We start from the raw sequence: 26280 nt of genomic DNA on the forward strand, positions 1-26280 counted from the left end.
GATGCTCGGTACGCTTGCTTGATGAGTACCACCGAAACACGACCACCGCGTCCGGCCGTACTAACGGGGATCGTGGGCTTCGCAGTCGTTATGCTGTATGCAATTGCCGGGGCGCTGCAGATTCTGGTGTGGAATCCGCTCGCGGCGGTGCCGGGCGCAACGCTCGGGCAGATTCGTGCCGAAATGGCCCTCGCTGGTGAAAGCCTCAGCGCAAACGGAGTCGTCACCTGGGCTGGCATCGGGCTGCTGCTGGCCGGGGTGATCCTGCTGGTCGCGACCATGCGCCGCACCAGTCGGGTGTGGCCGGTCATCGCGGCCTATCTCGTGCTGCTGGTGTTTGCTGCTCCCGGACATTTCTTCGTCTCGTTCGGCCCCGGTATGTCGCTCGCCGACACGTTCCTAATTTCGGGTGCCGATCACACCCCGTGGGGCATGGTCTTGTACCTGGTGAGTGCGGCTGCCCTGCTTGCCCTGATCGTGGTGATCATTCGGGCCGCTCGCGCGGTCTCGGCCGGCGCAGAATAGACGAATGACCGACGCCGGCGACTTCGTAGATCGCACGCTGCAGTACGAAGCGACCTGGGAGCGGGCAGCCGAGTGGCAGGCGCAGCTGGGCGCCGAGCTCGAGGTCTACGGCGCCTCGGTGGGCGCCGTGCGTGGCACCATCCGCGACCTGGCCCGTCGACATAAGAGCATGACCCACGACGAGGTGACCGCGCTCAGTTCCGAGCTGTGGAGCGTTCCGGTCTTTGAGCGCCGCCTCGCCGCGATCGTGCTGCTGCAGGCGAACGTGACCCGGCTCGACAACAACGACCTCACCCGCATCGAAGGGTTTCTGCGCGGTGCGGCTGTGCCCGAGCTCGCGGATCCGCTCACGGTCGACGTGGTGCTGCCGCTCGTGCAGCGACTGACCGGCGCGAATCGCGCCAGAGCGGATGGAGCGCTGGCGCGGTGGGCGCGAGACGGCGACCCCTGGCTGCTCCGCGCTGCACGCGGTGTGCACGCACGGATCGCGAGCGAGTAGCGGGGCGAGCGGCGGCATCCGCCGTGAGGGCGTCGCGTAGGCTGCGGGCATGCGCGCAATCATCGTGAACTCTCCCGGCGGGCCCGAAGCCCTGACCATGCAAACCGTGCCCGACCTCGAGGTCGGCGCCCACGACATTCGGGTGGAGGTGGCCGCAGCGGGCGTCAACCGCGCCGACATCATGCAACGCGAGGGCCGCTACCCGTCACCTCCCGGCGCCCCGGAATGGCCGGGGCTCGAGGTGTCGGGCGTGGTCACCGAGGTAGGCGATGACGTGACCCGCTTCGGCGTGGGCGACCGGGTCTGCGCGCTGCTTCCCGGCGGTGGGTATGCCACCGAAGTGGTGGTGCACGAAGGCCTGGCGCTGCTGGTGCCGCTCTCGATGGACCTCGTAGACGCCGCCGCCCTGCCCGAAGCCCTAGCCACGGTGTGGTCTAACGTGTTCATGAGCGCCGAACTCGCGCCCGGCGAGACCCTGCTCGTGCACGGTGGCGGCAGCGGAATCGGCACCACCGCCATTCAGTTGGCCCGCCTCCTGGATGCCCGCGTGGCCGTGACGGCCGGCTCCGCCGAGAAGCTCGCCATGTGCGCCAGCCTCGGGGCCGAGACGCTCATCAACTATCGCGAGCAGGACTTTGTGACCGAGATCAAGGCCGCTACCGATGGGCGCGGTGCCAACGTGATTCTCGACATCATGGGCGGCGCCTACGCGGCGCGCAACATCGAGGCGGTCGCGATCAACGGTCGCATCATGGTGATTGCCAACCAGAGCAACGAACCGGCCACCTTCGATCCGGCCCGCCTCATGCAAAAACGTGCACGCTACTGGGCTACCACGCTGCGTGCTCGCTCCCTCGCCGAGAGAATCGATATCGTGCGCGCTCTCGAATCGGCGATCTGGCCGTGGATAGCGTCGGGCGAGTTTCGCCCGGTGATCGACGGGAGGTTCTCTTTCGAGAACGCAGCGGATGCCCATAGCCGGCTGGAATCATCCGCTCACGTCGGCAAGATCGTGCTGGTGCCCTGACCGAGCACGACACGGGTCACAAACGGTGCGACCGCCGCACACTGCCGTGGGTTATTCGGTCAGTGCAAGTTGTGCAGCCAAGTCACCGAGTTCGCGGGCCTGCTCGCTCGCATAGCGCTAGAGCCGGGGGCGCCCGGCCCAGCGTTCGGCCTTGAGGGCCAGATGCAGCTCAAGGCGAGCCTGACCGCCCAGCGGATCGACGCCGATGAGCGAACGGATGCGCCCGAGCCGGTTGTAAATACTCGTGCGGTGCAGGTGCAACTGCTCGGCGACCTCGGCCACCGAACCGTCCTTGTCATACATCAGCTCGAGTACCGGCAGCAGCTCCCCGTTGGGGTCGAGTTCGCGCAGCTCGGTGTAGAGGGTCGACTCCCCCGGCGACACGTCCCGCCCCTCAACCGCCAGGAACTGGTACACCCCGATGGCGCGAAACGACACCAGAGCCCCCAACTGGGCGTCCACCCACGCTGCCTGCACGGCGCTACGCGCCTCGGCGTAGGCTCCGGGCAGCCGGCGCAGGTCGGCAAAGGGCTCGCTCAGGCCGAGCAGGGCCGGCGCGGCCGGCTGCCCACCGCGGCGCGAAACTTCCAGCCCGAACCGACGCAGAATCTCGGACTCGTCGATGCAGTCGATCACGTCTTGCAGGAGCAAAACAGCGTGCGTTTCGGTGCCTGCGGAGAACAGCACTGTGTTGATTCCGAGCGTGGCATACAGGGCAGAGAGCCGCTGCAGCAGGTTGCTCTCGGCGGAAGTGCGCCGGGCGTTGTTGCCCCGGTCGAGCAGGGTGGCCAGTCGCCACGGCCCGCGCCCGTGCACTCCCGGCCAGCCGCCCACGGACACGACGGCGTCGCGGTCGCCGAAGCAGGCGGCGAGAAATTGCGCCTCGCGGGCACGACGGCCATCGGAATCCGCGCTCGTGCGATTGAGCAGCATCTCGGCGAGTACGTCCAGCTCGGGGCGAATGATCCGCAGTTCCTGCACGATGGAATCGGGTTCGAGTTCGTCATCCTGCTGCAGCACCCAGAGATACCCCACTCGGAATCCCCGGGCAAGCAGCGGCACGCACACCCGGCCCAACATGCCGAGCTCGGCATTCGCCGGAACCGGAACAGGCTTGACGGCCCTGGCGATGCCGTGGCTGAGCTGCCAGACGCTGACATCGGGCGGAACGAGCTTGCTCAGCAGAAAGTTCGTGCGCACGCGGTCGGCCGTAGCCTGATGCGCGCTGTACGCGAGCAGGCCGCCGTCGAGGTCTTCCAGGGAGAGGGCGCGGCCAAGGCGCGCGGCGATGAAGGCCACCGCCCGGTCGATATCGGCCGCGTTCATGGGTTTAATCTTACGCAAGCGTGTGAACGCCAGGCGACAATCGACGCGGCGTGGCGCTACAGATGTCGAACCAGGCCCGCCCGAGGCTCGGGCCATGCGGCGCATCTCCGGGAATAAAACTCCCGGACAAGTGCTAATTCCGGGGCGGTGAGACGTGCGGGGGCCAGCCCGCGGCATCCGCTATCAGCAGGGCCCTGCCGCGACAGCCCTCAAAACGCGGGCTTATCGTTTCTATGCTGACCAAAGTCGATCGGCGACGCGCCCTGAAGAAGTAGGAGTTCCCCATGATCATTGGTGTTCCGACCGAAGTGAAGAACAACGAATACCGTGTGGCGATCACCGCCGCCGGAGTCCACGAAGCCAAGCTGCACGGCCACACCGTGCTCGTGCAGGCCGGAGCCGGAATCGCCTCCGGGTTCTCCGACGCCGATTACGCGGCCGCCGGCGCCGCGATCGTCGAAACCGCCTTCGAGGTGTGGGCGAGCGCCGACATGATCCTCAAGGTGAAAGAGCCGATCACCGCCGAGTACGTGCATTTTCGTCAGGGCCTGATTCTCTTCACCTATCTGCACCTGGCCGCTGAGCCCGAACTCGCCACCGCCCTGCTTGAGGCCGGCATCACCGCCATCGCCTACGAGACCGTGCAGAAAGCCGATCGCTCGCTGCCGTTACTCGCCCCGATGAGCGAGGTCGCCGGGCGCCTCGCCGTTCAGGTCGGCTCCGCGTCGATGACCCGCCCCGGCGGCGGCCCCGGAATTCTGATGGGCGGCGTACCCGGAGTACGTGCCGCCAAGGTGACCGTGATCGGCGCCGGTGTGGCCGGCTCCAACGCCGCCGCAATGGCCATCGGCATGGGCGCGGACGTCACGATTCTCGACATCAACATCGATCGCCTGCGCGAACTCGACGCCCAGTACGCCGGACGCCTCAAGACCATAGCCTCGAACGCCTACAACATCGACCAGTCGGTGACCGAGGCCGACCTCGTGATCGGCTCAGTGCTGATTCCGGGTGCCAAGGCCCCCAAGCTCGTCACCAACGAGCTCGTCTCCCGTATGAAGCCGGGCTCCGTGCTCGTCGACATCGCGGTTGACCAGGGCGGCTGCTTCGAAGGCACCCACGCCACCACGCACGAGAACCCCACCTTCGCCGTGCACGGCTCGATCTTCTACTGCGTGGCCAACATGCCCGGCGCCGTGCCGCAGACATCGACCCTCGCGCTGACCAACGTCACGCTGCCCTACGCCCTGTCGATCGCCGACCGTGGCGTGCGAGCAGCGTTCGAGCGTGACGCCGCCCTCGCTGGCGGGCTCAACATCGCCGCGGGCAAGATCGCGAACCGTTCGGTCAGCGTTGCTCTCAACCTGCCGCTCGCGGACTGGACCGACCTCGTGACAGAGGCCGAGCTCACCCTCGTGTAGTCGTTGGTAACGGATGCCGGGGTCGGCCGATTTCACCGGCCCCCGGCATTCCTTACCGTGTTCTCCCCGTGCCAATCGCCTGGACTACAAGGAAGTATCTCCGATGTCGCAATTGAAACCCAGCACTCGATCTGCGCCCAGCGCGCAGCCGCACCTGGCACGCTCACTGTCGAATCGTCATATCCAGCTCATCGCCATCGGCGGGGCGATCGGAACGGGCCTGTTCATGGGATCCGGCAAGACCATCTCGCTGGCAGGACCGTCGGTGATCTTCGTCTACATGATCATCGGCTTCATGCTGTTCTTCGTGATGCGGGCCATGGGCGAGTTGCTGCTCTCCAACCTCGAATACAAGTCGTTCAGCGACTTCGCCGGTGACCTGCTGGGGCCGTGGGCCGGCTTCTTCACGAGCTGGACGTATTGGCTCTGCTGGATCGTGACCGCCATCGCCGAGCTGATCGCGATCGCGCTGTATACGAGCTTCTGGTGGCCCGATCTGCCGCTGTGGATTCCGGCCCTCGGTGCCGTGTTGATTCTGCTTGGCTTCAACCTCGCGAGCGTCAAGGCGTTCGGCGAGACCGAGTTCTGGTTCGCGCTGATCAAGATCGTCGCGATCGTCACGCTCATCATCGTGGGGCTCGTGATGGTGTTCACAAAGTTCCAGTCCCCCGGCGGCTCCCCGGCAAGCCTCACGAATCTGTGGAACGACGGCGGGATGTTTCCGACCGGTCCGATGGGGTTCATCGCCGGCTTCCAGCTCTCTGTGTTCGCGTTCCTCGGGGTCGAGCTCGTGGGCACGACGGCCGCTGAAGCGCAGCACCCGGAGAAGAACCTTCCCAAGGCCATCAACTCGATCCCCATTCGCATCATGCTGTTCTACGTGCTGGCCCTAATCGTGATCATGGCGGTCACTCCGTGGCGTGAGGTCACCGCCGATGTGAGCCCGTTCGTGGCGATGTTCGCCCTCGCGGGGCTCGGCGCGGCCGCAGCCGTGATCAATTTCGTCGTGCTCACGAGCGCGACATCCTCCGCGAATTCCGGGCTGTATTCCACATCGAGAATGCTCTTCGGGCTGTCGGTCGAGGGTACGGCACCGGGGCGTTTTCAACGCCTGAGCCGCCACCGGGTGCCGGCCAACGCGCTGTTGTTCTCCTGCATGTTTTTGCTCGTATCCGCTGTTCTGCTGTATGCGAGCTCGTCGATCATCGCCGTGTTCACCGTGGTGACGACCATGGCATCGGTACTGTTCATCTTCGTGTGGTCCATCATCGTGGTGAGCTACATCGTGTACCGCAAGCGTCGCCCGGCACTGCACGCGGCCTCCAAGTTCAAAATGCCCGGCAGCGTCTACATGTGTTATGTCCTGCTCGCGTTCTTCGTCTTCCTGATCTGGGCGCTCACCCAGAAGGCCGATACCCTGCAGGCGCTGCTCGTGACGCCGGTGTGGTTCATCGGGCTCGCCACGGTGTGGTTCATCATTCGCCGCCGCCCGGAACTGGCCGCCCACCACGAACTTCACCGGGCAAATGTGCAGGCCGATCGGGCCGCGGCACTCGCCTTCCGCCGCTGATATCCGTGACCGGCCGCCAGTAAGCCGCTTTCGGGCTCAGCGCCTTCAGCGCGTGTAGTGAGACTCCTGCAGCTCGTACACCGGGGTATTAAGCCCCTCCATGCGGGCTTTGATCTGCAGCGCAAGGTAGTTGGAGTAGTGCCGGCTCTGGTGCAGGTTGCCGCCGTGAATCCAGAGTTGAGGAACGTTCGTGGGCTTCCACATGTTGCGTAGTTCACCCTCCCACGGCCCCGGATCCTTTGGCGTGTCGGACCCGTATCCCCAGCAGCGCCCCACCTGGTCGGCGACCTCCGGTGAGACCAGATCGGCAAGCCATCCGTTCATAGAGCCATACCCGGTGGCATAAACGATGAGATCAGCATCGAGTTCGGCACCGTCGGCGAGCACCACCGACTCGGGCGTGATGCGGTCGACCTGCCCCGACTTCACCGCGACGCGACCGTCGATAAGCAGCTGCGAGGCTCCCACATCGATGTAATAGCCGGAGCCGCGTCGCAGGTATTTCAGGAACAGGCCCGAACCATCCGTGCCAAAGTCGAGGTCGAAGCCTGCGGCGGTGAGTTGGGAGTAGAACTCGGCGTCGCGCTGCGCCATCTGTTCGAACACCGGAATCTGCGCGGCGGGCAGGAGGCGGTAAGGCAACGACGCGAAGAGCAAGTCAGCCTTTTCGGTGGTCACCCCGTTGGCGAGCGCCTGCTCGGAGTAAAGCCCACCGAGTGCGAGCTCCATGAGCGAATCGCTGCGTGAAATGTGCGTCGACGAGCGCTGCACCATGGTGACGTCTGCTCCGTGCTCCCACAGGTCGGCGCAGATATCGTGGGCCGAGTTGTTCGACCCGATCACGACGGCCTTTTTGCCGGTGTAGTCACCGCCGCCGCCGTGCTGCGATGAGTGATGCTGCTCCCCTGCGAACGACTCCGCGCCGGCGAAGACCGGCGTATTCGGATACCCGGAGACGCCGAGTGCGAAGACCAGCTGCTTGGGTCTCAGGGTGACCGGTGTGCCGTCACGCACGACCTGTACCAGCCACTCCTGGGCGTCGTCGTCGAAAGTCGCTTTGGTGCATTCAGTGCTCGACCAATAGTTGAGTTCCATGATGCTGGTGTAGTGCTCGAGCCAGTCACCGATCTTGTCTTTCGAGGCAAAGACGGGCCAGTCCTCGGGAAACTTGAGGTATGGCAGGTGGTCGTACCAGACCGGGTCGTGCAAATGCAGGGATTTGTAGCGATTTCGCCAGGAGTCACCCGCCTTGGCGTTCTTCTCGATCACGATCGTGGGAACACCGAGCCGCTTCATGCGGGCTGCCAGGCCGATGCCGCCCTGGCCCCCGCCCACGATCACGCAATACGGCTGCTCCTCATAACCGAGCCGAGCCTCCTGGGCCGTCTTCTTCTCGAGCCACGAGGTGCGTCCTTTCGTGATTTCGTGCGACACGCCCTGCTCCCGGGTGCGCCCCTTCTTCTCCTCAAAACCCTTGAGCTCCTGCATCGTGGTGAGCAGGGTGTAGCACAATCCGTCGTTCAACCGGAGGTGGGCGTATCCGCGAGCACTACCGGTTTCGAACGTAACCCAGGCCTCCACGGCACCGGCTACACCGGTTGCCGGTTCGGCGAGCGCCCAGCGATGCGGATTTACCTGGTCGAGGGTGGCGGCGAGCATCCGTTCTATGTCGTCCTTACCCTCAAGGGTTTTCAAATTCCACGTGAACGAGATGAAATCCCGCCAGTAGCAGTCGTCAGCGAAGAGCGCGAGGGCGCCCTCGAGGTCACGGTGCTGCAGGGCGGTATCGAACCGGGCGAGCCAGTTCTCGGCGATAGTAATTGGTGTATCGGGCATGTCACTCCTTTGTGAACCAGCGAAGAATCGGCCCATTGTCGGGCGCGACCTGTATGTTCAAGTACACGGCCGCAGGGGTTGCACAGGCGTTACACCTGGTCTCTGCTCGGCCTCATCGTCGTATCCAATGAGGGAGACAGCGCATGTCCACAGAGCCCAGCGGCGCGGTTCTCGTTGCTGGCCTGCGTTTTTCTTCGCCCCGCAAATACGAGCGGATGCTCCGCGCTGCCCACGATCACACCCGCGACGGTGCACCACCGCCCGCGATCACCGGCGACGTGTGGAACTCCTGGCAGCGCTCACTCGCCGCCGGCATTGACCCCGACCGCCATCTGCCCCGGCACCTGCATGAGGTAGCGGATGCCGTGGCGCTCCGCCGCGGACATGCGCTGCAGACGGTGATGCCGGCCCTCAGTGAGCTTCTCGCTGATGAGAGCTCTCAGGGTCAGCATCTGCTCGTGCTGGCCGATGCCCACGGTGAGGTTTTGTGGCGAGTCGGCAGCCGGGCGGCCTTGCGGCAGGCCGATCGGCTGGAGTTCGTGGAGGGGGCCGACTGGTCCGAGGCGGGTGTGGGCACGAACGCCATCAGTGAAGCTGTCCTCAGCGGCCGAGCGGCCCAGCTGTTCTCGGCGGAGCACCTCGTGCGCTCGCATCATGCCTGGGCGTGCACGGCCTCGCCGATCCGAGACCCGCAGACCGGAGTGGTGCTGGGGGTACTCACCGTGTCCGGGCCTCTCCATACGGTCACGGCAGACAGCGTGCGCATGGTCAAGTGTGGGGTGCGCGTTGCCGAGGAGTTGTTGCGGACCGCACAACGGGTGAACGACCGCACAACCAGAACCGTGGGTGCGGTCACGGTTAATCTGACAGCCGGGCACTCGTCAGCGGTCTCCCTCGACTTATTGGGTGAGCACCCGGCGGTTCTCACCGCCGACGGCCACCGAGTACTCCTCTCGCCGCGGCGCGCGGAAATTCTGGCCCTGTTGGAGTCGCGGGATCGCGGCTGGACGGCCGACGAACTCGCCTACTCCATTCACGGTGAGACCGGTTCTGCGGCAACCATCCGCATCGAAATGCACCGTATTCGGCAGGTTCTCGGCGATGCGCTGCAGTCAACGCCGTATCGCCTGGCCCCCGGCCTGCGCGGCACGTCTGACGCGGCGCGGGTCTTGCACCTGGTGCGCCAGGGACAGGTATCGGCAGCACTCGCCGCCTATACGGCCCCGTTCCTCTCCCGCTCAACCGCCCGGGCGATTGAACCGCTGCGGGCCGAGATCACGAGCGCGGTCGGGGCATCCGTTCGGGCCAGCGGAGATGCCGAGCTGCTGCGCCGGTGGTGCGCGACCGAGATGGGCAGCGATGATCGCGCCGCCGTACACGCCCTCGGGCTGCTAGCCGGCCAGGCCGATGCCGCCTATGTGTCGTCACTGGCTCGCCTCAGCCGCATCGACAGCGAGCTCGGCCTCTAACCGGGGCGCCTGCGCTGAGCGTTATGCCCGCAGGGGCCGCTCCGACCGGCGCGGCCCCTGCGTGCCGAAGTTACGCTGGTTTGTCGGCCGGCTCGGCGGTCTTCGCGGTCTCGGCTGCGGCCAGGCGTGCTGCCCTGGCCTCGGCCTTTGCTGCCGCAGCGGCCGCCTTGACGTCGGCTTCGATAGCGTCGACGAAAGCGGTGTGCTTGGCGCCGGGCATCCAGCCCTTGTTGGTGACCTTGACCTGGAAGATGATCGCAGCGACGACCAACACCACGCCGATGAGCACGGTGAGCATCACGCCGATGGCGGTGTTGTCGCCGAGCAGGCTCACGCCGATGAGCGTGCCAAACCAGCCGAAGTCCGCGTCACCGAAGGTGCTGTTGGCGAAGCCGAAGTTGCCGAGTACGAGCAGCAGAATGGCCGGCAGGATGGTGATCAGGATTCCGTTGACGAAACCACCGACCATGGCACCGATACGACCACCGGTGGCGTTGCCGTAGACACCGGCGCCACCGCCAGTGAAGAAGTGCGGCACCATGCCGGGCAGAATTAGGGCGAGACCAAACACCGGTCCGAGCCAGATGGCCAGCACACCGAGGCTGATCAAGCCACCAGCGAAGGACGCCAGGAATCCGATGAGCACGGCGTTGGCCGCGAACGGAAAGACGATCGGAATGTCGAGCGCGGGGCGGGCACCAGGCACGACCTTTTCGGCGATGCCCTGGAACGCTGGGACGAGCTCGCCGAGGATGGTGCGCACACCGTAGAGGATGATGGCCACACCCACGCCGAACTGCAGCGCCTGGGCGAAGGCGGCCATGATGAACGCGCCGCCGTCGACGGAGCCGAAAATAGCGAGGGCATCCGCTCGGGGAAGCGCGATGAGGCCCCAGATGGCGAAGACCATGTAGATGGCGACCATCGAGACCGAGGTAGCCACCATGGAGTCGCGCAGAAAGCGCAGGTTCTGCGGAAAGTTGATGTGCTCGGTGCTCTTGCTGCGCTTGCCGACGGCCTGGCCGACGGCGCCGGCAGCGATGTAGCCGAGGGTTCCGAAGTGGCCGATGGCGATCGTGTCGTCGCCGGTGATGCGCTTGGTCCACGGCTGGGCGAAGGCCGGCATGACCACCATGATCACGCCGAGCAGGCCACCGCCAATGACGACGACGAGCCAGCTGAGCTCAGAACCGAAGCCGACCGAGAGCACGACCGCGAGCATCATGGCCATGAAGACCATGTGGTGCCCGGTGAGGAACACGTACTTGAGTGGGGTGAATCGTGCCAGAAGCAGCATGACGATGAATCCGACGACGAGCACGTAGGCGCTGGTCGCTCCGAATTCCTCGGCGGCGAGGGCCGTGATGACCTCGTTGGTCGGAATCACGCCCTGCGCGCCGGTGACCTTGAGAATCAGGTCGCCGAGCGGGGTGAGTGAGGCGACAACCACACCGGCACCGGCACCGAGAATGAGAAAGCCGAGGGCTGCCTTGAGGCTGCCGCCGATGATGGTTCCGACCGGGCGGCGCAGGGCGATGAGCCCGACGGCCGTGATGATGCCCACCAGGTAGGCCGGCACATTCAAAATCTGCTGGCCGATGAAATCCAGAATGACTAAGAACCACTCCATGTCGGGGTGCTCCCTCTCTTACTCAGACGTGCGGTTGATGAAGCAGGATTATTCGAGTGCGTCGGTGAGTTTCTGGGTGATTTCTTCAAGGTCGAAGAAGTTGTCGATGACGATGACCTGGGCCTCGACGTCGCCGATCTCCTCGGCGAGCTCTTCGCTCGTGAGCACGATCTCAGCGTCACGCGCCATGCCGCGAGCCACGCCGATGTCAGCGGCCTCAACGTCGGCGTCGATGCCGAGTGTGCGCAGTACCTTCTCGGTGTTCATTTTCAAGAGAACGGATGTGCCGATCCCCATCCCGCAGACCGCGATGATCTTCATGAGAGTGCCTTTTCTGTGAGCAGTTGGGGGCTGGACATGATCGCGAGAACCTCGGCCGGCGAATCGGCCGCCTTGAGCGCGATGAGCAGGTCGGCGTTCATCAGCACCCCGGCGAGGGCCTGCATCATCTCGAGGTGGCCTTCGTGGTCGGGGGCGGCCAAGCCGATAACGAGCGACACCGGGTCGTTTTTCTTGTGGCCGAACTTCACTGGCTCGTCGAGGGTGACCCAGCTGAGACCGGCGCGCAGCACGGCGGGAGATGGGCGGGAGTGAGCGATGGCCAGGCCGGGCGCGATGACGATGTAGGGGCCGAGCTTGTCAACCGCAGCGATCATCTCGGCCGTGTAGTCGTCGGTCGTGACGCCACCGGCCACGAGCGCGTCGCCGGCCAGGGTGATCGCGGCCTGCCAGTCGGCGGCGACGACGTGGGTGCGAATGGAGGCCTGGTCGAGTTCGTCTGCGAGATTGACTGCCATGCCTGACTCCTTGGTTCTGGCCCTCAAACTGCAAGACCACGTCGTCTGCCCCAAAATGTTTGGTGCCGTGTCTCCGAGCCTAATGCGCATTCGGAACTTTCGTCTATAAGTGATCTAAAGTCGAGACGAAAGTCCTTAGCGCGTGAGGTGACTGATGCGGTCGGCCTCGAACAGGGCATCCTGCGCGATGAGCGAGGCACCGAGAACGCCGGCCTTGTTGCCGAGCCGGCTCGGCTCCACGGTGAGGCCGGTGCCGGAGAAGGCGCGCACGTGCGCGAGGAGGGCCTCGCGCAACGACGACAGGTAGGGGTCGCCGGCCTCGGCGAGCTGGCCGCCGATGACGATCATGGCGGGGTTCAGCAGCCCGGCGACATCGACGAGGGCGTTCCCGATCTCGGCGCCGGCGGCAGCGAGCAGCCGCACGGCATCGGGTGAGCCCATGCGCGACAAGGCAACGATGTCGCCGGTGGTGCGAATGCGGTAGCCGAGAGCGTTGAGCTCGCGGCGAATGGCGTAACCGCTCGCGACGGCCTCGAGGCAGCCGCGCTGCCCGCAGCTGCATAGCTCGTCGCCGTAGCGAAAGCTGTGGGAGAAGTCGCCGGCACCGCCGCGGGCACCGCGGTAGACCCGGCCGTCGAGCACGAGCGCGCAGCCGATGCCGAGGCCAACCTTGAGCACGGTGAGGTCCCGATGCTCCGGCCAGCCGAGCCGGGATTCCGCGACCGCCATGATGTTCACGTCACGGTCGACGGCGAAAATGGCGGTGTAGTCGGCCGAAAAATAGTCCTGCACGAGCACGTCGTTCCACTGCGCGTCGATCTGGGGGGCGGCGAGCCGGCCGGTCGCGGCATCCACTGGACCGGGAACGCCCACGCCGATCCCCCGCACGTCAGCGCGGGTCTTGCCGAGCTGGCGCAACAGGTAGTCGAACACCTGGTTGGCCCAGGTGAAGACGGTGTCCGGGCCTTCCCAGAGGCCGATATCAGCCTGATCTTCAATGAGAATCGTGGAGACCAGATCGGTCACCGCCACGCGGGTGTGCGAGCCGCCGATGTCGACGCTGAGCAGCAGGCCGGCGTCTGTGTTGATCGCGAAGCTTTCGGCGGGGCGGCCACCACGGGAATCACTCTGGCCGGCGACAATGATGATGCCGGCCGCGAGCAGTTCGTCGAGCCGGCGGGCGAGGGTGATGCGCGACCAGCCGAGCTCGTCGATCAGTGCCGGGCGAGTGGTCGCCCAGCCCGCGCGAATGAGATCGAGCACGACACCGGACCCGGTCGACATGGCGTGGGCCACCGCAGCTCCTTCGATTGACTTAAGTATATTTATATACCAATGTGTAAAGTATGACTGAGAATTCTCGTTCTGTCACCATCGATGCCGATGTTGATCGCTCCGCTGAAGCTCGGGCGGTTGCTGATGCACCGTTTGGGCGGTGGCCGGCGACGGCTGCCTGCAGGTCGCAAGACCAACGGCCAGGTCATTCAGGCGCTGACGCCAGCGCTGACGCTCTGGGGCGGATCGGCCGACCTGAGCGGCTCCATCAACGTGACCGTTCCGGGCACGGCCGTTTCGGCGACCAACCCCGGCGGGGATTTCATTCATTTCGGTATTCGCGAGCACGCCATGGCCGCGATTCTCAAACGAGCGCTTGATTATGGGCAGCGGATTGCGGATCGGCGAGCAGACGGCCTGCACGATGCGACTCCCCGTCGCGCGCTGAACCTCGGAGACCGTTGAGTCGTGCACGTCGTCTGACAGGACTGTAACGGTCTGCGGAGCCGGGCCGCGGCGGCCGTCGGCCACCTCGGTGGCCATTCGTGCCAGCTGGCGAAAACTGCGCTCAAACGCGGCCCAATGCTCCAGATCGACGAGCCGGCGCAGGCGCTCGCCTACCCGGGCCGCGGGCCTGCCCCACGCTCCTGTGGAGACTGCTTCATCCCACGATTCGAGGTGGTGAAGGCCGGGCGGCAGGAGAAAGGGCAGTGAGGTGCCGACCAGCAGGTGCCGAAAGCCGCCGCGCATCCGCTCGTCGAGCCGGGCGGTGAGATCGAGTTCGGTCTCAGCGGTGTGGGCCGCGATCTCCCGCCAGATCTCGTCGGCGGCGCGTTCCGCCGGCGACATGTTGCCGAGATGCTGGTACACCCAGTAGGAGGCCAGCCCCGCCACGATGCGGCCGTGCCACTACGACGTCGCCTCCATGTCGCGCTTCCAGGCCAGGGACGTGTTCCAGTCGTCGCGAATGTCGTGATCATCAAAGATCTTCCCCGCATATCATCACGGCGACCCTCAACGGAGTGAGCACATCGATCACTATCGAAGTCATTCCGACCCCGCGCTGCCACTAGCCGGCGCACTCCTGGCTCTTCTGGCGGGCATGACTGCCGTCATCGCGCTGGCTCGGCGGGCATTCGCTTAGGAGAACCGCTTCCCGAAGCTGGGCCGGCGTGCAGAACTGCGGATAGATCACCAGAATCAGGCAAAATTTTCACTGCAGCACGTAGGTCTGGTCGAGATCTCCGCAGTTGTGAACGACGAGTCGACCACATCGGCCCGTTTAGACTCGGCGCATGCCCCGCCTTGTTGTCGTTCTGCCGCTTACGCCGCTCGAAACCGGAGCGAGCTTCTTCGTCGCCGCCTGGCCGCTGCACATCACCGTGCTCGCGCCCTTTGAAACGGATGCCTCCCCAGACGAGATCGCACGCGTCACCGCCGCCGCGCTGGCCGGATTCCCTGCTATCACCGTGGTCGCCGGGCAGGACGAGCTGTTTGGTCGGCACCATGACATTGCCGTGACGCTGATCGACGAGAACGCCGCGTTGACCAGGCTGCACGACCTGCTCGTCGCCGTGCTGCGGCTTCTCGCCACGTCTCCGGCCGAGCCGGCGTTTTCCGGGCCGGATTTTCGGGCGCACGTCACCGTGAAGTCGCAGGGTCGAGTGCACGCGGGCGACGCGCTCAGGCTGACCCAGATCGCGCTTGTGGACATGGTGCCGCGCGCGTCATCGAGCGGCCGCACGGTGCTCGCGACGCTCAAGCTCGGCAGCTGACCTGAACGGGCGGTCTGGCTCGCGGCCACTCCAGCGGCGAGTACGCTCGAAACCGTGCTGTCCCGCGATCTGATTCGTCTGTACCCCGAGCTCTACCACGTGGCCGCCGACGGCAGCTGGCCCGCCATCGAGCGGCACGGGCTACTCAGTCCGGCCGCGCTCGTGACCCGCTGGGGCGTCAAGCAGGGTGCACCTCAGGCGGCAATTCTCGGCAAGCGACGAGGTGAGTCACGCGTGCTGGAGCATGCGGAATTCGGTCTCGCGGTCATCCGTCATCAGAAGGCCATTCATGAGCCGTCGCTCGAGGACGCCCTCGACGATATGACCCTCGCCGAATGGTACGCAGCCCTGAACGACCGGGTGTTCTTTCACCTGCAGCCGCGGCTGCTGCGCGACCTGCTGAACGCCCGCTCCTATCGGGACGACGCCCACACCGTGATCACCCTCAGCACCAAGAGTCTGGTCGCCGCGCACGAAAACGAGATCGAGCTGAGCGCGCTCAACTCCGGCTTCGCGCAGCGGCACAGCAAGGAGCCGCGGGGGCGCGACACCTTTCAGTCGATCGAGGACTACAAGCATCCGACCCGGTCGCACGCGGTGACCAAGGGGCAGGATATCGCCGAACTCGCCATACCGCGCGGGGTGCGCGACCTGCGCGACCACGTCGTACGCGTCGAGCGGATGCGCGAGGGCACGGTTCTCGAGCGCCTCGCCTAGCGCACCGCGAGATACTCGACGGCGGCGATCAGGGGTAAGGTGGCGACAGCCAGCACCGTCGCAGCAGCCGCACCGGCGAGCACCGCGAACGTGGTGCGTCGGGTGCGGGCTGCGGCAACCTGCTGTTCGAGTGCGGTGAATCGTGCGTGCAGGTGCGCCGGAGCGAGCGGCTGGGCCGCTGCGCGCCAGGTCGCCGGGTCGTCGATGGCGGCGGTGAGCGCGGCCTGCTGCTTGGCGCTGAACACCCGCGGGCGAGCCACAAGCCACCGGCGCAGGCGCGGAGAATCGATGACCGTCACGGCATCCGGCTTGCGAGCCAGCAGAATTTTGTGCGGATTGACCAGCACAATAACGGGCTGAACCACGGTCGCGGCCGGCAGCACAGCACCGAGCAGTGCGGTGATCTGGGCCGATTCAAACCGGGCATCGCGCAGGTACGGCATGGCGTGATCATTGATCGGAATCGAGCGCAACGCCCCGGTCAGGTCGCGATCCCAGTGCGTCTTGGAATTGATCGCGAAGATTCCACCCGGGCCCACGACGAGGTGGTCGACCCAGAACGCGGTATTGCGAATGGGCAGGGAATGGTAAACGCTGTAGCCCCCAGGGAGCCGACCGAGAATATCGCCGACGATCATCTCGGCCTGCGCGGCGCGCAACCAGCTGAGCTCGTTCGCGTCAAGCGGCGAGGCTCCCAGGGTGCGCGCGATCCGAGAACGTGCCGGCCGATCGGCGTGCTGGCGGAGCAGTTCTTCGACGACGGACTGCCCGGCAAACCCACCGGGAGCAGCCGGGACCAGGGTTGCGATGGGCATCACTGAAGCAGCCGGCTCGTGATCACGAGACGGTAGTCCAGGCCTAAGAGTTGTCATAGCCACGTTCACTTGCCTCACCACGGGTTCGCCCCCGTACTATCGTGCCATCGGCACCTGTCGATTCAGTGTTAACAATCGGCAGGGTCGCAACATTGGTTAGCAATTAATAAGTAATGCTCATTCGTGTTGCGGAGGCGACGGCCTCCCCCACTCAGCCGGGCAACGTCGGCTAACCTGAGAGCCACCCCACTGATTGGATTCACTCGTGTCACACCTGACCTTCAACGTCTGCGCGATCTCAGGGCTCGCGTTCAGCGGTCTGGCCGTTCTGTTGCTGCTGGCCAACTTGCTCTCGGGCAACCAGTTCGTCGACGTCATTCTGCCGGCGGCCGTGGTGTCGCTCGTGATCGGCGGCGCGTTCTCGGTGCGGGCCCGACTGCTCTCGGCCAAGGGTCACCGGCCAGCCAAACGTTAACGGGTCAGGCCGCCGCCAACTGCGCCCGCAGCGCCTCGACGACGAGGGCATGATCGTCGAGCTGTGGCAGCCCGGAGACGCCGACCACGCCCACCATCGACCCACGCACGAACAGCGGAAACGCTCCCCCGTGCGCCGCGAAACGCATGGGATCAAGTCGGGCATCAACGTCGAAGTCGACACCGCGGCTGCGAAATTCCACGCCGACGGCGAGCGATGAGTGCCCGTAGCGGCGCACGACGGCGAACTTGCGCTCCAGCCAGCCGTCATTATCAGCGGATGCTCCCGCCAGGCCCACCTGGAACACCCGCTGGTCACCCAGCACGATCGAGATCGCGACCGGCAACGCCTGGGCGGCGGCGATCGTGCGGAGGCGGGTGCCGAGCGCCCACGCATCGTCGTGACTGAACGCGTCGAACTGCAGGGTGCGTTCCTGGTCGAGCAGAATCTGCAGCTGGGCGAGGTCGTCGGTGTGCATCGAGGGTCCAATCCGGGGGCGTCATTGCCGTGCCACCGCGGTCGCCGGGTGGCTAGTCCCCCACGCTACCGGGCCGGGGCAGAATAGTCGGGCGACGACCCCAGGTGAGCGGGTTGTCGATCACGGCGGCGAGTTCCATGCGTTCGATCGGGCGCAACACCTGCGGGCGCGCGGCCAGCCAGTCGCCGAGCGTCGCCGCCCCGAGCACCGGCACTGGGGTCATTCTTCCCGAACGGCCGGTGACCCACATTACGCGGGCGCCCAGCAGCACCAGCGCCGGCTGCACCGCGGTGCGCAGCGGCAGCCGCCCGCGAATCAGCGTGGTGAGCTGATTCGCGTCGGCCTGTGCCGCCGCGAGATCCGGCGAGCGCCGCCCGGCCACGAGCACGCTCTGGCGATGCACCCAGGCAATCTGACCGTCGCAGAGCTGCGCGTGCAGGGCGAGAACCCCGCCGGGGCCGACCAGCAGGCGCATCGCGCTCGGGCCATCAGCATCGAGTGTGGGCAACGTGAATGCGGCCCAGTGTTCGGGCAGCGTCGCGAGCAGCCTGTCGACGGCGGATTCAACCCGCGCGCGAGCCAGCGCCAAGTCGGTTGGCGTCGCCGCGGGGCGGGACGCGCGGCCGAGCAGCCAGGTTGGGCCGGTTGATATTCGAGGCGCTCCGGTGCGCGTCGATTCGGGCAGTACCGGGGGCGTCGACAGACGCCGCCGCGTGGAGAGTATGTGAGTCATCGGGCTCCTCACCGGGTTCTATATCTTGCCAGTGCCGCCCCCGCCGCAAGACCCCCAGAATGGGTGACTTTTCACCAAGCGGATGCCGCCACGTCTCGAGGCGACCGGGTCGCACCACGTATATTCGAAGGGTCGTGCCGCGCGGCCAGAAGGAGCCCCATGACCGTTCGACGCCCGACCCGATCGTTCCTGCTAATTGGGTTGATCGTGGGGGTGCTCGCGGCGATCCTGGTGGGAACGTCGGTGGCGGGGTCATCCGTTTCGTCGAATCTGGCCGACCCAACCAGCAGCGGGGCACCGACGGCGACCGTCGAGCCCAGGCCGACGGTAACGGCAACAACCGCGCCGCCGCCCGGGCCCGACACCGCGGCCTTGGCCGTGCTGGCGACCCTGCCGGTGAAGGGGTGCGCGCCCAAGACCGGCTACGACCGTGAGGGAAGCTTCGGTTCGGCCTGGCAGGACCTGGACCAAAACGGATGCGACACCCGAAACGATATCCTGGCCCGCGACCTGACCGTGCTCGTAGTGGCCACTGATTGTGAGGTGCAGAGCGGGGTCCTGCTCGGTCCGTACACCGGACTGAGCATCGACTTCGTGCGCGGCCAGACGACCTCGTCGCTCGTGCAGATCGACCACGTCGTCGCTCTGTCAAACGCCTGGCAGACCGGAGCGCAGCAGCTGTCGCAGGAGCAGCGGGTGGCGCTGGCCAACGATCCGCTCAACCTGCTCGCCGTCGACGGCGTCATCAATTCGCGCAAGGGGGATGGCGACACGGCCACCTGGCTGCCGCCGCTGAAAAGCTATCGGTGTGCCTATGTGGCTCGGCAGATTTCGGTGAAGGCGACCTATGCGCTGTGGGTGACGACGGCTGAACACGATGCGATGACGCGCATCCTGTCGGACTGCCCGAACGAGGTCGCGACGGCCACCGACCCCGTCGTCGCACCGGCGCCGGCCCCGGTGGCCGACCCGCCGAGTGACGTCTTCTTTCAGAACTGCACCGCCGCGCGGGAGGCCGGCGCGGCCCCGGTGCACGTTGGCGAGCCCGGCTACGGCCGCCATCTCGACCGCGACGGCGACGGAACCGGCTGCGAATAGGCCGAGTCTGCTCAGTCGGCGCGCGGCAGCGTCAATGCGAAACGAGCACCGGGCAGCGCGCCAGGGGTGGCGATCGGGCCCAGGCACTCGAGGGTTCCGCCGTGCGCCCTGGCGAGAGCTCGGGCAATCGACAGACCGAGGCCGGAACCACCGCGGTTACTCGCCCGCGACGGGTCGAGGCGCACAAAACGTTCGAAGATGCGCTCGCGGTCGGCCTCGGGCACACCGGCTCCAGAGTCGCTGACCGTCAGCTGCACCGCGCCGTCACCAACGGCCAGATCGGTGCGGATGATGCCGCCCACCGCGGTCGCGTTGCGCGCGTTCCCGAGCAGGTTGGTCGCAATCTGCGCCAGTCGCTGCGCGTCACCGCTCACCCAGATTCCGGGATCGACCGCGAGGTCGAACTCGCGGCTGGCGCCCAGCATCCGCTGCTCGGCCACGACACCACTGACGAGTTCCGACAGGTCGACCCGCTCGAAGGCCGTTCCCTGGTCGCCCTGGTCGAGCCGGGTCATCAGCAGCAGGTCGTCGACCAGTCGGGCGGCCCGCTGGGTCTGCTGGATCATGCCGACGGTGAGGCTCTCCCGTTCGGCGCGAGGCGGATTGTCGCGCAGCAGGGTTTCCGCGCTGGCCTGCAGGCCGGCGACGGGGGTGCGCAGTTCGTGCGAGACGTCGGCGAGCAGCTGGCGCATCCGCTCTTCGGCGGCGGCTGCCACCTGCGCGGCCTCGCGGGCCGTCGCTTCGGCGGCCTGCGCATCGGCCACGGCCTCACGCGACGTATTCTCGGCGGTTTCGAGTGCCTGCAACATGTCGTCGATGGCGCCGGCGGTGCGCCCGATTTCGGTGCGCGGATTGCTCGGACGCAGCCTCCCGCCGCGACCACCCTGGGTGATGGCGAGCGCGAGCGCGGTCATGCGAGTGAGTGGACGCAGCGCGACTCCGACCACACCGGTCAGCAACAGCCCGGTCACGACGATGGTGAGCAGGCCAGCCACGACCTCGATCGTGCGCAGCTGCACCAGCACCGCGTCGATGCCGGCCTCACTCGAGCTGAGGGTGAGGGTTCCGCCGGCGACCGTCTGGGTGACCGAGAGGCGGTCGCCGCTCTGCGTGACGACGGCGCCCGGCACCGATTCGGCGTGCGGCGGCGCGCCAGGGCCACGGTCGGCGCCGGGAGTGGGGTCGGCCCGCCCGTAGACCGTGTCGCCGCCGACCGAGTAGGTCACGGTGACGTCGTCGCCGGTGAGCCGGTTCGCCAGGCTCTGCGCCTCCAGGCCCTGCTCGGCCAGAATCTGCGCGTACCCGGCCCGGTCGATCAGCCGCTGCTGCAGGTCGGCGCGCAGCTGACCGCCGAGCACGAGGTTGATCAGAATACCGACCGTCACCAGCACAATCGTGAGCATCGCCAGAACTGCGGCGACGACTCGCAGTCGCAGTGAGGTGGTGCGCATCGGGCGTACTTTCGTAGAAGGGAAACGGATGCCGCGTGCGCGGCGAGCGGACGGCATCCGCTGGTATCGGTGCCGGTCAGGCGGTGAGGCGGTAGCCGATCCCCCGCACGGTGTGGATGAGGCGCGGACCGTTGGCGTCGAGTTTTCGGCGGAGGGTGCTCACGTAGGCCTCGACCAGGTTGGGGTCGTAATCGTCGTAACCCCAGACCTGGGTGAGGATCTGGGTCTTGGAGAGGGTTCGTCCGCGGTTGTGGGCGAGGTAGGTGAGCAGGCGGCGCTCCGTGGCGGTCAGGTCGACCAGCACACCCGCTCGTGTGGCGGTCGCGGCCTCTTCGTCAATGACGAGGTCGCCGACCTGCATGGTCGGGGAGACCAGGCGTCCGGTGCGGCGGAGCACGGCGGTCACCCGTGCCACGAGCTCGGCCAGTACGAAGGGCTTCATGATGTAGTCGTCGGCGCCGGCCTGAAACGCGGCAAGCCGATCGTCGACCGCGTCGCGCGCGGTCACGAAGAGCACGGGTGTGTTGCCGGCAGCCCGCAGCCGCTGGGCCAGGTGCAGCCCATTCTCGCCGGGCAGCATAATGTCGAGCACCGCTGCATCGGGCCGGAATCTGGCGATGCGCTCGGCGAAGTTCTCACCGTCGGGCGCGGTATCGACGACAAAACCGGCCTGAACGAGCGCCTGGCCGATCGTACTGCGCAGCGTCTCCTCGTCTTCGACGACGAGAACGCGGGCAGGTTCGGTGGGCACGCTCTAACAGTGCGGGGCCAAGCTGAGCGTTTGCTATGCGCCTGCTGACCGTTTGGCGACCCCCGGCAAGATTCAGTTCGTCTTCAGATTCGCCCCCGAGGCTGAAAAAGAGAGAAGCCCCGAGTGGGCACCCACTAGCTCACGCGTAGGAGACATTATGACCCGCACCAACGATTCCCAGCCCACCGACCCGAACGACCCGGCCGCCCCGAAGAAAAAGACGGGAGGCTCCTGGTACCGCAAACCCGTTCTCATCGGAAGCGTCGCCGCGGCTGCGCTGCTCCTCGTTGGCGCCGGGATCGGTTTCGGCATTGGCACCAGCGTGGGTTCGAACACCGAATTGGCCTCGAATAACTCCAGCATCTCCAACGGTCCCGGCGCCGAAGCCGATGGCGACTCGGCCACGGAGCCCGGAGCGGGCCGCCCCGGCGGCGAGGACGGTCCCGGACGCGGCCCGGCCCAGGGCGGCCCGCAGGGAACCAATGACGGCACCGCACCCGTCGCACCGACCCCGCCGACGGATGCCCCGACCGCACCGACCTCCTAACCAGCACGAGCAGAAGCCGCTCGAAGCCGTGCATTGCGCGGCGCCGAGCGGCTTCTGCCGTACCGCGCCGCGCGGGTTAGAGCGCGCTGACGAGCCGCGGCAACGTCAGCAGCATTTCCAGGGCCCCGAGCGTCGTGAGAACCATTCCGAGCGGCAACCACAGCAGGCGGGTACGACGCGCCCGCGCCACTTTTGACTCAAGCTCGCCGAAGCGCTGCAGAATCTCAGCCGGTTCCAACGCTACGAGGGCCTGCCAGAGCGCGGGGTTCTCGACGAACCCGGCAATTTCCAACCGATCGAGGGGGGCAAGCACCGGAGGGAGCCCCTGCAGCCAGGCGCACAGATCGGCCGCCTCGATCACCTTTACCCGCGACGGTTGGGCCTTCACCGTCACGCTCTTGGTATCGACGAGCACGACCACTCCGTGCACCGACGCGGCGCGCGGCATCCGCTCGGACAGCAGAGTGGTGAGGCTGACCGCCTCGAATTCGGCCTCCCTTATATAGGGAATCTTGCGGGCACCGACCAGCACACTGCGCCCGGCGACCAGTACCGACTTGCGCGCCTGACGGTCGGAGTGCAGGGCAAATACCCCGCCCGGCCCGATCACGAGGTGATCGACGTCGGCGCCGCGCTCACCCACCGGCAGGGAGTGGAAGACGATCCATTCCCGGGGCAGTTCGGCCAGAGCCAGCCCCACGGCAATTTCAGCGCGAGCGGCGTCGAAGCAGCGCGCGCTGTCCGCGCCGAGCGGCGACCGACCGACCAGGCGTTGCACCGGGCTGCGGGGCGCAACCAGGTGTTGCTCCAGCAGGAGCACTTCTATGATCGACTGCGCAGGGCAACGCTGTCTCATTATGGAAGCATCGATGGTCACGGTTCTCCTCTCCGGGTTTTTGAACTTAGCCGTCGGACGGCCAGTCCCAGCAGCCCCCGATCGGGAGCTTGCGCGCGGGTCAGATGCCTGATTTATCGCACGAGGACGACTTTGTTCACCCCAGTACGGGGGCGGCATCGGCTCGGCTGGACTTTTACCGAATGAGTTGTGTCACGATGACATTGCCCGGTTGTTCGACAGCAACCCCACGGCACGACCAGCCCGGCATGTTGCCGTTGGTCGTAGAAATGACCGGGGGAAATTCATGATCGACAATGATCTGTCGCGCGCGGTCACCAATACGCAGGCCGCGGCGACGGCCGCCGTCGCCGCATTCAATGCCAGTACCTCCCCGGAACAGCCGGAGGGACTCCAAACTCCGTTTACAACGACTGCTCGGGCGACCGCAGCGGCTTCGGCAACGTCCTATGCCACCTGGCAAGGTGTCAGTGAGCAACGCCACATCAACTATCGGTTGTGGGTGCAATCACCAGACGGTCAGAGATACTGCGATTGGGCCCCGCGGGCGTCCCTGCTGAGCCAGGCTATCGCAGCTCGCGACGAGGCCATCCTGGCCGCCTGGCGGTTTGATGCCAGCCAAGTTATCTCGCCGGCAGAGCAGGAGGCCTTCGCCGCCAGCCAGGCCGGCACAACCACGCTCCGGTCGAAGCGCTCGCGATCCATTCGTCGAGGCGGAATTGCCCTCATGTTGCTGTCGCCCGTGGTCTGGGTCTTCGCCTACTTCTTTGTTCTGCTCACCGGCGGTGAAGTCAGCATGCAGGCTATTCTGCCCGTCGCCTGGCTCCTGCTCGGTGCCGGAGTGGTCTTCGCCGGAGCACGAATGGCTCGCCCGCTACCCACCGACGACTCCGATCTAACAGCCGGATTCGCTAACCGGGTGGCCCTGCTCGGGTTCGATCCCCTCACCGACCCGGCCCGGCTGCCACGGTTGTGGACCGAGGATCCGAAGGTGGGCGAGCGCCTCGACCAGTTCATGCGCGACTCCTACACGAATTTTCCGACGCCGAGCGAACTGCCGGCTCTGCGCATTCCCGACGTACGATCGGGGCGCACCGAGGCGTCGATCCAGGTGCGGGCCGTTCTCGATCAGTTTGCCGCAACGGATGCGTTGAATCGCCTCTGACCGATCGGTCGCTCTCTCAACCAGTGAATTACCTGAGCGTGCGCGCGACCATTAGGGGACGTATATTCCTTCGAATATGCTGAAGCTAAGCAACTTAGGCATGGCCTTTTCGGTCCCCCTTCGCCTGGGGGCACCGACGTAAGGCACCTGTACCATGAACAAGAAGAATATTCTCATCGCCAGCGCCATCGGTGTCGTACTCGTGTTGGGCGGCGCCGGTATCGCCCTGGCCCTCAGCGATATCGGCGATAACGATGGGCCCCTCTCCGGCGAGACGCTCGATCGTGCCAGCAACGCAGCCCTGGCCGAAGTTGGCCCCGGCACCGTGACGAGCGCGGAGCGCAACGATGACGGCGGCAGCGCCTACGACCTCGAGGTGCGCCTCGAGAACGGCACCACGGTCGACGTGGAACTCAACGACGCCTTCGACGTGGTCTGGGTCGGCGACTTCGACAATGACAACTCGAACAACTCGTCGAACAACAGCTCGTCGGCACCGAGCGCGGCGACCGACACGAGCGCCGCCGACCAGGCTGCCAGCGAGCGCGCGAGCGCCGAAGCCGCAGCCCTCGCTGCGATCGGCAGCGGGCGCGTGACCGACTTCGACCGGGACGACGACTGGGACCACGTCTACGAGGTTGAGGTCACCCTCGACAACGGCAGCGACCGCGACGTCGAGCTCGACGCCAACTTCGTCGTCGTGCGCATCGACGACGTTCAGCAGTAACAGCCGCACTCGATCAACGGTTAGCGTTCGACCAGAATCCCGTCTTCGTCGCAGTAGACGGTGCGCCCGGGCGTGAAGGTCACACCGGCGAACTCGACCACGGTATCCGCTGTGCCCGAGCCGGTCTTGGAACTCTTGCGCGGATTGCTGCCGAGGGCTTTCACGCCGAGGTCGAGGGCGCCGATGGCGACCCGGTCACGCACCGCGCCGTTGATGATGGCGCCGGACCAGCCGTTCGCGACCGCAAGGTCGGCGATCAAGTCACCCATGAGGGCCGAGTTGAGGGAGCCGCCGCCATCGATGACGAGCACGGCACCGTCACCGGGCGTGGACAGGATGGACTTGAGCAGGGCGTTGTCTTCGAAGCAGGTGACCGTGCGGATCGGGCCGCTGAAGCGGGCTCGCCCGCCGATTGTCTGAAACTGCAGGGGTACGGATTGCAGCTCGTCGCCACGCTCGTCGTACAAATCGGCGGTCAATACGGTCATTGTTCCTCCAGGGTTTCGTTGCTTCCAGAGTAGGCCCGGGCGGGCGGCCTACATGACGCTGTCGAGGAAGGCCTGGGTGCGCGGGTTCTGTGGATTGTCGAGCACCCTGGCCGGAGGGCCGCTCTCCACAACGATTCCGGCGTCTATGAAGACGACCTCGTCGGCGGCGCCGCGGGCGAAGCCGATCTCGTGGGTGACCACGACCATCGTCATGCCGTCGGCCGCGAGGGCGCGCATGACGTCGAGCACATCACCGACCAGTTCGGGGTCGAGGGCGCTGGTCGGCTCGTCGAACAAGAGCAGCTTCGGATCCATCGCGAGGGCGCGGGCGATCGCGACCCGCTGCTGCTGACCACCCGACAGCTGCGCGGGATAGGACTGTGCCAGATCGGCCAGGCCGACCCGGTCGAGCAGCTCCCGTCCACGGTCACGGGCAGCGGGCTTGGGCAACCCGCGCACTCCAATCGGTGCCGCCGTAATGTTCTCGAGGGCGGTCATGTGCGGAAACAGGTTGAAGCGTTGAAAGACCATGCCAATACCCCGGCGTTGTTTGGCGACCTCGCGGCGGTTCATCTCGAAGATGCGGCCGTGCCGAGCGGCGTAACCGACGAGTTCGCCGTCGACGGAGATGCGACCGCCGTCGATACGTTCCAGGTGGTTGATGCAGCGCAGAAACGTGCTCTTGCCCGAGCCCGACGGCCCGAGCAGACACATAACCTGACCGGCCGCAACGTCGAGGGAGATGCCCTTGAGCACCTCGACGCCGCCAAAGCTCTTACGCACTTTGCGGGCACTCAGCAGGGCCGGTGCCGCTGCGGTGCCGGCAGCG

At 66.1% G+C, this 26280-nt stretch carries 27 protein-coding genes and 1 pseudogene; 13 read left to right on the top strand and 15 right to left on the bottom strand.

Annotated features, from left to right (window positions below):
- Positions 1-21: 21 nt before the first annotated feature.
- From E3T35_RS10030 to E3T35_RS10040, 3 genes are read left to right on the top strand one after another with little or no spacing between them, the layout of a single operon-like run.
- A complete protein-coding gene (locus E3T35_RS10030) occupies positions 22-525 on the top strand; it encodes a hypothetical protein (RefSeq protein ID WP_241988806.1) in 504 nt (167 codons plus the stop codon).
- 4 nt (positions 526-529) lie between these two features.
- Complete coding sequence (locus tag E3T35_RS10035) at positions 530-1024, top strand: DNA alkylation repair protein (protein WP_134345794.1); 495 nt, start codon at positions 530-532, stop codon at positions 1022-1024.
- A gap of 49 nt (positions 1025-1073) precedes the next feature.
- Entirely contained in the window at positions 1074-2051 is a 978-nt protein-coding gene (locus E3T35_RS10040) for an NAD(P)H-quinone oxidoreductase (protein WP_134378882.1), read from the top strand.
- A gap of 117 nt (positions 2052-2168) precedes the next feature.
- Here E3T35_RS10040 and E3T35_RS10045 read toward each other — a convergent pair whose 3' ends face one another.
- A complete protein-coding gene (locus tag E3T35_RS10045) occupies positions 2169-3377 on the bottom strand; it encodes a CdaR family transcriptional regulator (RefSeq protein ID WP_134378884.1) in 1209 nt (402 codons plus the stop codon).
- A gap of 284 nt (positions 3378-3661) precedes the next feature.
- Between E3T35_RS10045 and ald the strand changes: the two genes are divergently transcribed.
- Positions 3662-4798: an alanine dehydrogenase gene (ald, locus tag E3T35_RS10050; RefSeq protein WP_134378886.1), complete on the top strand. Its 1137-nt coding sequence runs from the start codon at positions 3662-3664 to the stop codon at positions 4796-4798.
- A gap of 103 nt (positions 4799-4901) precedes the next feature.
- Positions 4902-6368 (top strand): D-serine/D-alanine/glycine transporter, encoded by a 1467-nt coding sequence (cycA, locus tag E3T35_RS10055; protein ID WP_134378888.1) that lies wholly within the window; start codon positions 4902-4904, stop codon positions 6366-6368.
- Positions 6369-6413: 45 nt separating this feature from the next.
- On the opposite strand, the gene E3T35_RS10060 is transcribed toward cycA, so the two are convergent.
- On the bottom strand, positions 6414-8204 hold the full coding sequence (locus E3T35_RS10060) for an NAD(P)/FAD-dependent oxidoreductase (protein WP_134378890.1): 1791 nt from the start codon (positions 8202-8204) through the stop codon (positions 6414-6416).
- Between the two features lie 143 nt (positions 8205-8347).
- Between E3T35_RS10060 and E3T35_RS10065 the strand changes: the two genes are divergently transcribed.
- Positions 8348-9673 (top strand): helix-turn-helix domain-containing protein, encoded by a 1326-nt coding sequence (locus E3T35_RS10065; protein ID WP_134378892.1) that lies wholly within the window; start codon positions 8348-8350, stop codon positions 9671-9673.
- Between the two features lie 70 nt (positions 9674-9743).
- Here the strand turns inward: E3T35_RS10065 and E3T35_RS10070 are convergent, their stop codons facing one another.
- From E3T35_RS10070 to E3T35_RS10090, 5 genes and pseudogenes are all read right to left on the bottom strand, one after another.
- Positions 9744-11303 carry a PTS ascorbate transporter subunit IIC gene (locus tag E3T35_RS10070; protein ID WP_092338887.1) on the bottom strand — a complete coding sequence of 520 codons (1560 nt, stop codon included), beginning with the start codon at positions 11301-11303 and terminating at the stop codon, positions 9744-9746.
- A gap of 48 nt (positions 11304-11351) precedes the next feature.
- On the bottom strand, positions 11352-11624 hold the full coding sequence (locus E3T35_RS10075) for a PTS sugar transporter subunit IIB (protein WP_104089755.1): 273 nt from the start codon (positions 11622-11624) through the stop codon (positions 11352-11354).
- Entirely contained in the window at positions 11621-12100 is a 480-nt protein-coding gene (locus E3T35_RS10080) for a PTS sugar transporter subunit IIA (protein WP_134378894.1), read from the bottom strand. The genes E3T35_RS10075 and E3T35_RS10080 overlap by 4 nt, the downstream gene beginning before the upstream one ends.
- Positions 12101-12235: 135 nt before the next feature.
- Complete coding sequence (locus E3T35_RS10085; protein WP_134378896.1) at positions 12236-13396, bottom strand: ROK family protein; 1161 nt, start codon at positions 13394-13396, stop codon at positions 12236-12238.
- Positions 13397-13741: 345 nt separating this feature from the next.
- Positions 13742-14362: pseudogene (locus E3T35_RS10090) on the bottom strand (alkaline phosphatase family protein); the annotation flags it as partial.
- 308 nt (positions 14363-14670) lie between these two features.
- Here E3T35_RS10090 and E3T35_RS10095 point away from each other — a divergent pair.
- Both E3T35_RS10095 and E3T35_RS10100 read left to right on the top strand, forming a co-directional pair.
- Positions 14671-15150, top strand: coding sequence for a 2'-5' RNA ligase family protein (locus E3T35_RS10095; protein WP_134378898.1), 480 nt, complete (start codon positions 14671-14673; stop codon positions 15148-15150).
- Between the two features lie 54 nt (positions 15151-15204).
- A complete protein-coding gene (locus E3T35_RS10100) occupies positions 15205-15867 on the top strand; it encodes a hypothetical protein (RefSeq protein ID WP_134378900.1) in 663 nt (220 codons plus the stop codon).
- Here the strand turns inward: E3T35_RS10100 and E3T35_RS10105 are convergent.
- Positions 15864-16682 carry a nuclease-related domain-containing protein gene (locus E3T35_RS10105; protein WP_241988826.1) on the bottom strand — a complete coding sequence of 273 codons (819 nt, stop codon included), beginning with the start codon at positions 16680-16682 and terminating at the stop codon, positions 15864-15866. The two genes, E3T35_RS10100 and E3T35_RS10105, sit on opposite strands and share 4 nt — an antisense overlap.
- A gap of 265 nt (positions 16683-16947) precedes the next feature.
- Here E3T35_RS10105 and E3T35_RS10110 point away from each other — a divergent pair, with 265 nt between their 5' ends.
- Positions 16948-17157 (top strand): hypothetical protein, encoded by a 210-nt coding sequence (locus tag E3T35_RS10110; protein WP_134345770.1) that lies wholly within the window; start codon positions 16948-16950, stop codon positions 17155-17157.
- A 4-nt stretch (positions 17158-17161) separates the two neighbouring features.
- On the opposite strand, the gene E3T35_RS10115 is transcribed toward E3T35_RS10110, so the two are convergent.
- Together E3T35_RS10115 and E3T35_RS10120 are read right to left on the bottom strand one after the other, a co-directional pair.
- A complete protein-coding gene (locus E3T35_RS10115) occupies positions 17162-17635 on the bottom strand; it encodes a heme-degrading domain-containing protein (protein WP_134345769.1) in 474 nt (157 codons plus the stop codon).
- A gap of 52 nt (positions 17636-17687) precedes the next feature.
- The gene (locus E3T35_RS10120) at positions 17688-18368 is read right to left on the bottom strand and encodes a hypothetical protein (protein ID WP_134345767.1); all 681 of its coding nucleotides are present in this window, start codon (positions 18366-18368) and stop codon (positions 17688-17690) included.
- Between the two features lie 159 nt (positions 18369-18527).
- Between E3T35_RS10120 and E3T35_RS10125 the strand changes: the two genes are divergently transcribed.
- Positions 18528-19466 (top strand): DUF1524 domain-containing protein, encoded by a 939-nt coding sequence (locus E3T35_RS10125; RefSeq protein ID WP_134378904.1) that lies wholly within the window; start codon positions 18528-18530, stop codon positions 19464-19466.
- 11 nt (positions 19467-19477) lie between these two features.
- Here the strand turns inward: E3T35_RS10125 and E3T35_RS10130 are convergent, their stop codons facing one another.
- Together E3T35_RS10130 and E3T35_RS10135 are read right to left on the bottom strand one after the other, a co-directional pair.
- Positions 19478-20917 carry a HAMP domain-containing sensor histidine kinase gene (locus E3T35_RS10130; protein WP_166789912.1) on the bottom strand — a complete coding sequence of 480 codons (1440 nt, stop codon included), beginning with the start codon at positions 20915-20917 and terminating at the stop codon, positions 19478-19480.
- Between the two features lie 76 nt (positions 20918-20993).
- Positions 20994-21668, bottom strand: coding sequence for a response regulator transcription factor (locus tag E3T35_RS10135; protein WP_134345761.1), 675 nt, complete (start codon positions 21666-21668; stop codon positions 20994-20996).
- A gap of 157 nt (positions 21669-21825) precedes the next feature.
- Between E3T35_RS10135 and E3T35_RS10140 the strand changes: the two genes are divergently transcribed.
- Positions 21826-22215: a hypothetical protein gene (locus E3T35_RS10140; RefSeq protein ID WP_134378906.1), complete on the top strand. Its 390-nt coding sequence runs from the start codon at positions 21826-21828 to the stop codon at positions 22213-22215.
- A gap of 76 nt (positions 22216-22291) precedes the next feature.
- On the opposite strand, the gene E3T35_RS10145 is transcribed toward E3T35_RS10140, so the two are convergent.
- Positions 22292-23092 (bottom strand): nuclease-related domain-containing protein, encoded by an 801-nt coding sequence (locus tag E3T35_RS10145; protein ID WP_166789913.1) that lies wholly within the window; start codon positions 23090-23092, stop codon positions 22292-22294.
- Positions 23093-23357: 265 nt separating this feature from the next.
- On the opposite strand from E3T35_RS10145, the gene E3T35_RS10150 reads away from it, so the two are divergent.
- Both E3T35_RS10150 and E3T35_RS10155 read left to right on the top strand, forming a co-directional pair.
- Positions 23358-24236, top strand: a complete 879-nt coding sequence (locus tag E3T35_RS10150; RefSeq protein ID WP_134345756.1) for a hypothetical protein — start codon at positions 23358-23360, stop codon at positions 24234-24236.
- A 154-nt stretch (positions 24237-24390) separates the two neighbouring features.
- Positions 24391-24963 (top strand): PepSY domain-containing protein, encoded by a 573-nt coding sequence (locus E3T35_RS10155; protein WP_134378910.1) that lies wholly within the window; start codon positions 24391-24393, stop codon positions 24961-24963.
- Between the two features lie 20 nt (positions 24964-24983).
- Here the strand turns inward: E3T35_RS10155 and rraA are convergent, their stop codons facing one another.
- Positions 24984-25451, bottom strand: a complete 468-nt coding sequence (gene rraA, locus E3T35_RS10160) for a ribonuclease E activity regulator RraA (RefSeq protein WP_134345752.1) — start codon at positions 25449-25451, stop codon at positions 24984-24986.
- Positions 25452-25499: 48 nt separating this feature from the next.
- Positions 25500-26252 carry an amino acid ABC transporter ATP-binding protein gene (locus E3T35_RS10165; protein WP_134346029.1) on the bottom strand — a complete coding sequence of 251 codons (753 nt, stop codon included), beginning with the start codon at positions 26250-26252 and terminating at the stop codon, positions 25500-25502.
- Positions 26253-26280 lie beyond the last annotated feature (28 nt).

It is taken from the genome of Cryobacterium sp. TMT1-2-2, assembly GCF_004403505.1.
In the GTDB taxonomy this organism is placed as follows: Bacteria; Actinomycetota; Actinomycetes; order Actinomycetales; family Microbacteriaceae; genus Cryobacterium; species Cryobacterium flavum.

Coding starts and splice junctions, on each gene's coding strand:
- E3T35_RS10030 (WP_241988806.1), top strand. CDS start 22: ATGAGTACCACCGAAACACGACCACCGCGTCCGGCCGTACTAACGGGG.
- E3T35_RS10035 (WP_134345794.1), top strand. CDS start 530: ATGACCGACGCCGGCGACTTCGTAGATCGCACGCTGCAGTACGAAGCG.
- E3T35_RS10040 (WP_134378882.1), top strand. CDS start 1,074: ATGCGCGCAATCATCGTGAACTCTCCCGGCGGGCCCGAAGCCCTGACC.
- E3T35_RS10045 (WP_134378884.1), bottom strand. CDS start 3,377: ATGAACGCGGCCGATATCGACCGGGCGGTGGCCTTCATCGCCGCGCGC.
- ald (WP_134378886.1), top strand. CDS start 3,662: ATGATCATTGGTGTTCCGACCGAAGTGAAGAACAACGAATACCGTGTG.
- cycA (WP_134378888.1), top strand. CDS start 4,902: ATGTCGCAATTGAAACCCAGCACTCGATCTGCGCCCAGCGCGCAGCCG.
- E3T35_RS10060 (WP_134378890.1), bottom strand. CDS start 8,204: ATGCCCGATACACCAATTACTATCGCCGAGAACTGGCTCGCCCGGTTC.
- E3T35_RS10065 (WP_134378892.1), top strand. CDS start 8,348: ATGTCCACAGAGCCCAGCGGCGCGGTTCTCGTTGCTGGCCTGCGTTTT.
- E3T35_RS10070 (WP_092338887.1), bottom strand. CDS start 11,303: ATGGAGTGGTTCTTAGTCATTCTGGATTTCATCGGCCAGCAGATTTTG.
- E3T35_RS10075 (WP_104089755.1), bottom strand. CDS start 11,624: ATGAAGATCATCGCGGTCTGCGGGATGGGGATCGGCACATCCGTTCTC.
- E3T35_RS10080 (WP_134378894.1), bottom strand. CDS start 12,100: ATGGCAGTCAATCTCGCAGACGAACTCGACCAGGCCTCCATTCGCACC.
- E3T35_RS10095 (WP_134378898.1), top strand. CDS start 14,671: ATGCCCCGCCTTGTTGTCGTTCTGCCGCTTACGCCGCTCGAAACCGGA.
- E3T35_RS10105 (WP_241988826.1), bottom strand. CDS start 16,682: ATGCCCATCGCAACCCTGGTCCCGGCTGCTCCCGGTGGGTTTGCCGGG.
- E3T35_RS10115 (WP_134345769.1), bottom strand. CDS start 17,635: ATGCACACCGACGACCTCGCCCAGCTGCAGATTCTGCTCGACCAGGAA.
- E3T35_RS10120 (WP_134345767.1), bottom strand. CDS start 18,368: ATGACTCACATACTCTCCACGCGGCGGCGTCTGTCGACGCCCCCGGTA.
- E3T35_RS10125 (WP_134378904.1), top strand. CDS start 18,528: ATGACCGTTCGACGCCCGACCCGATCGTTCCTGCTAATTGGGTTGATC.
- E3T35_RS10130 (WP_166789912.1), bottom strand. CDS start 20,917: ATGCGCACCACCTCACTGCGACTGCGAGTCGTCGCCGCAGTTCTGGCG.
- E3T35_RS10140 (WP_134378906.1), top strand. CDS start 21,826: ATGACCCGCACCAACGATTCCCAGCCCACCGACCCGAACGACCCGGCC.
- E3T35_RS10150 (WP_134345756.1), top strand. CDS start 23,358: ATGATCGACAATGATCTGTCGCGCGCGGTCACCAATACGCAGGCCGCG.
- E3T35_RS10155 (WP_134378910.1), top strand. CDS start 24,391: ATGAACAAGAAGAATATTCTCATCGCCAGCGCCATCGGTGTCGTACTC.
- rraA (WP_134345752.1), bottom strand. CDS start 25,451: ATGACCGTATTGACCGCCGATTTGTACGACGAGCGTGGCGACGAGCTG.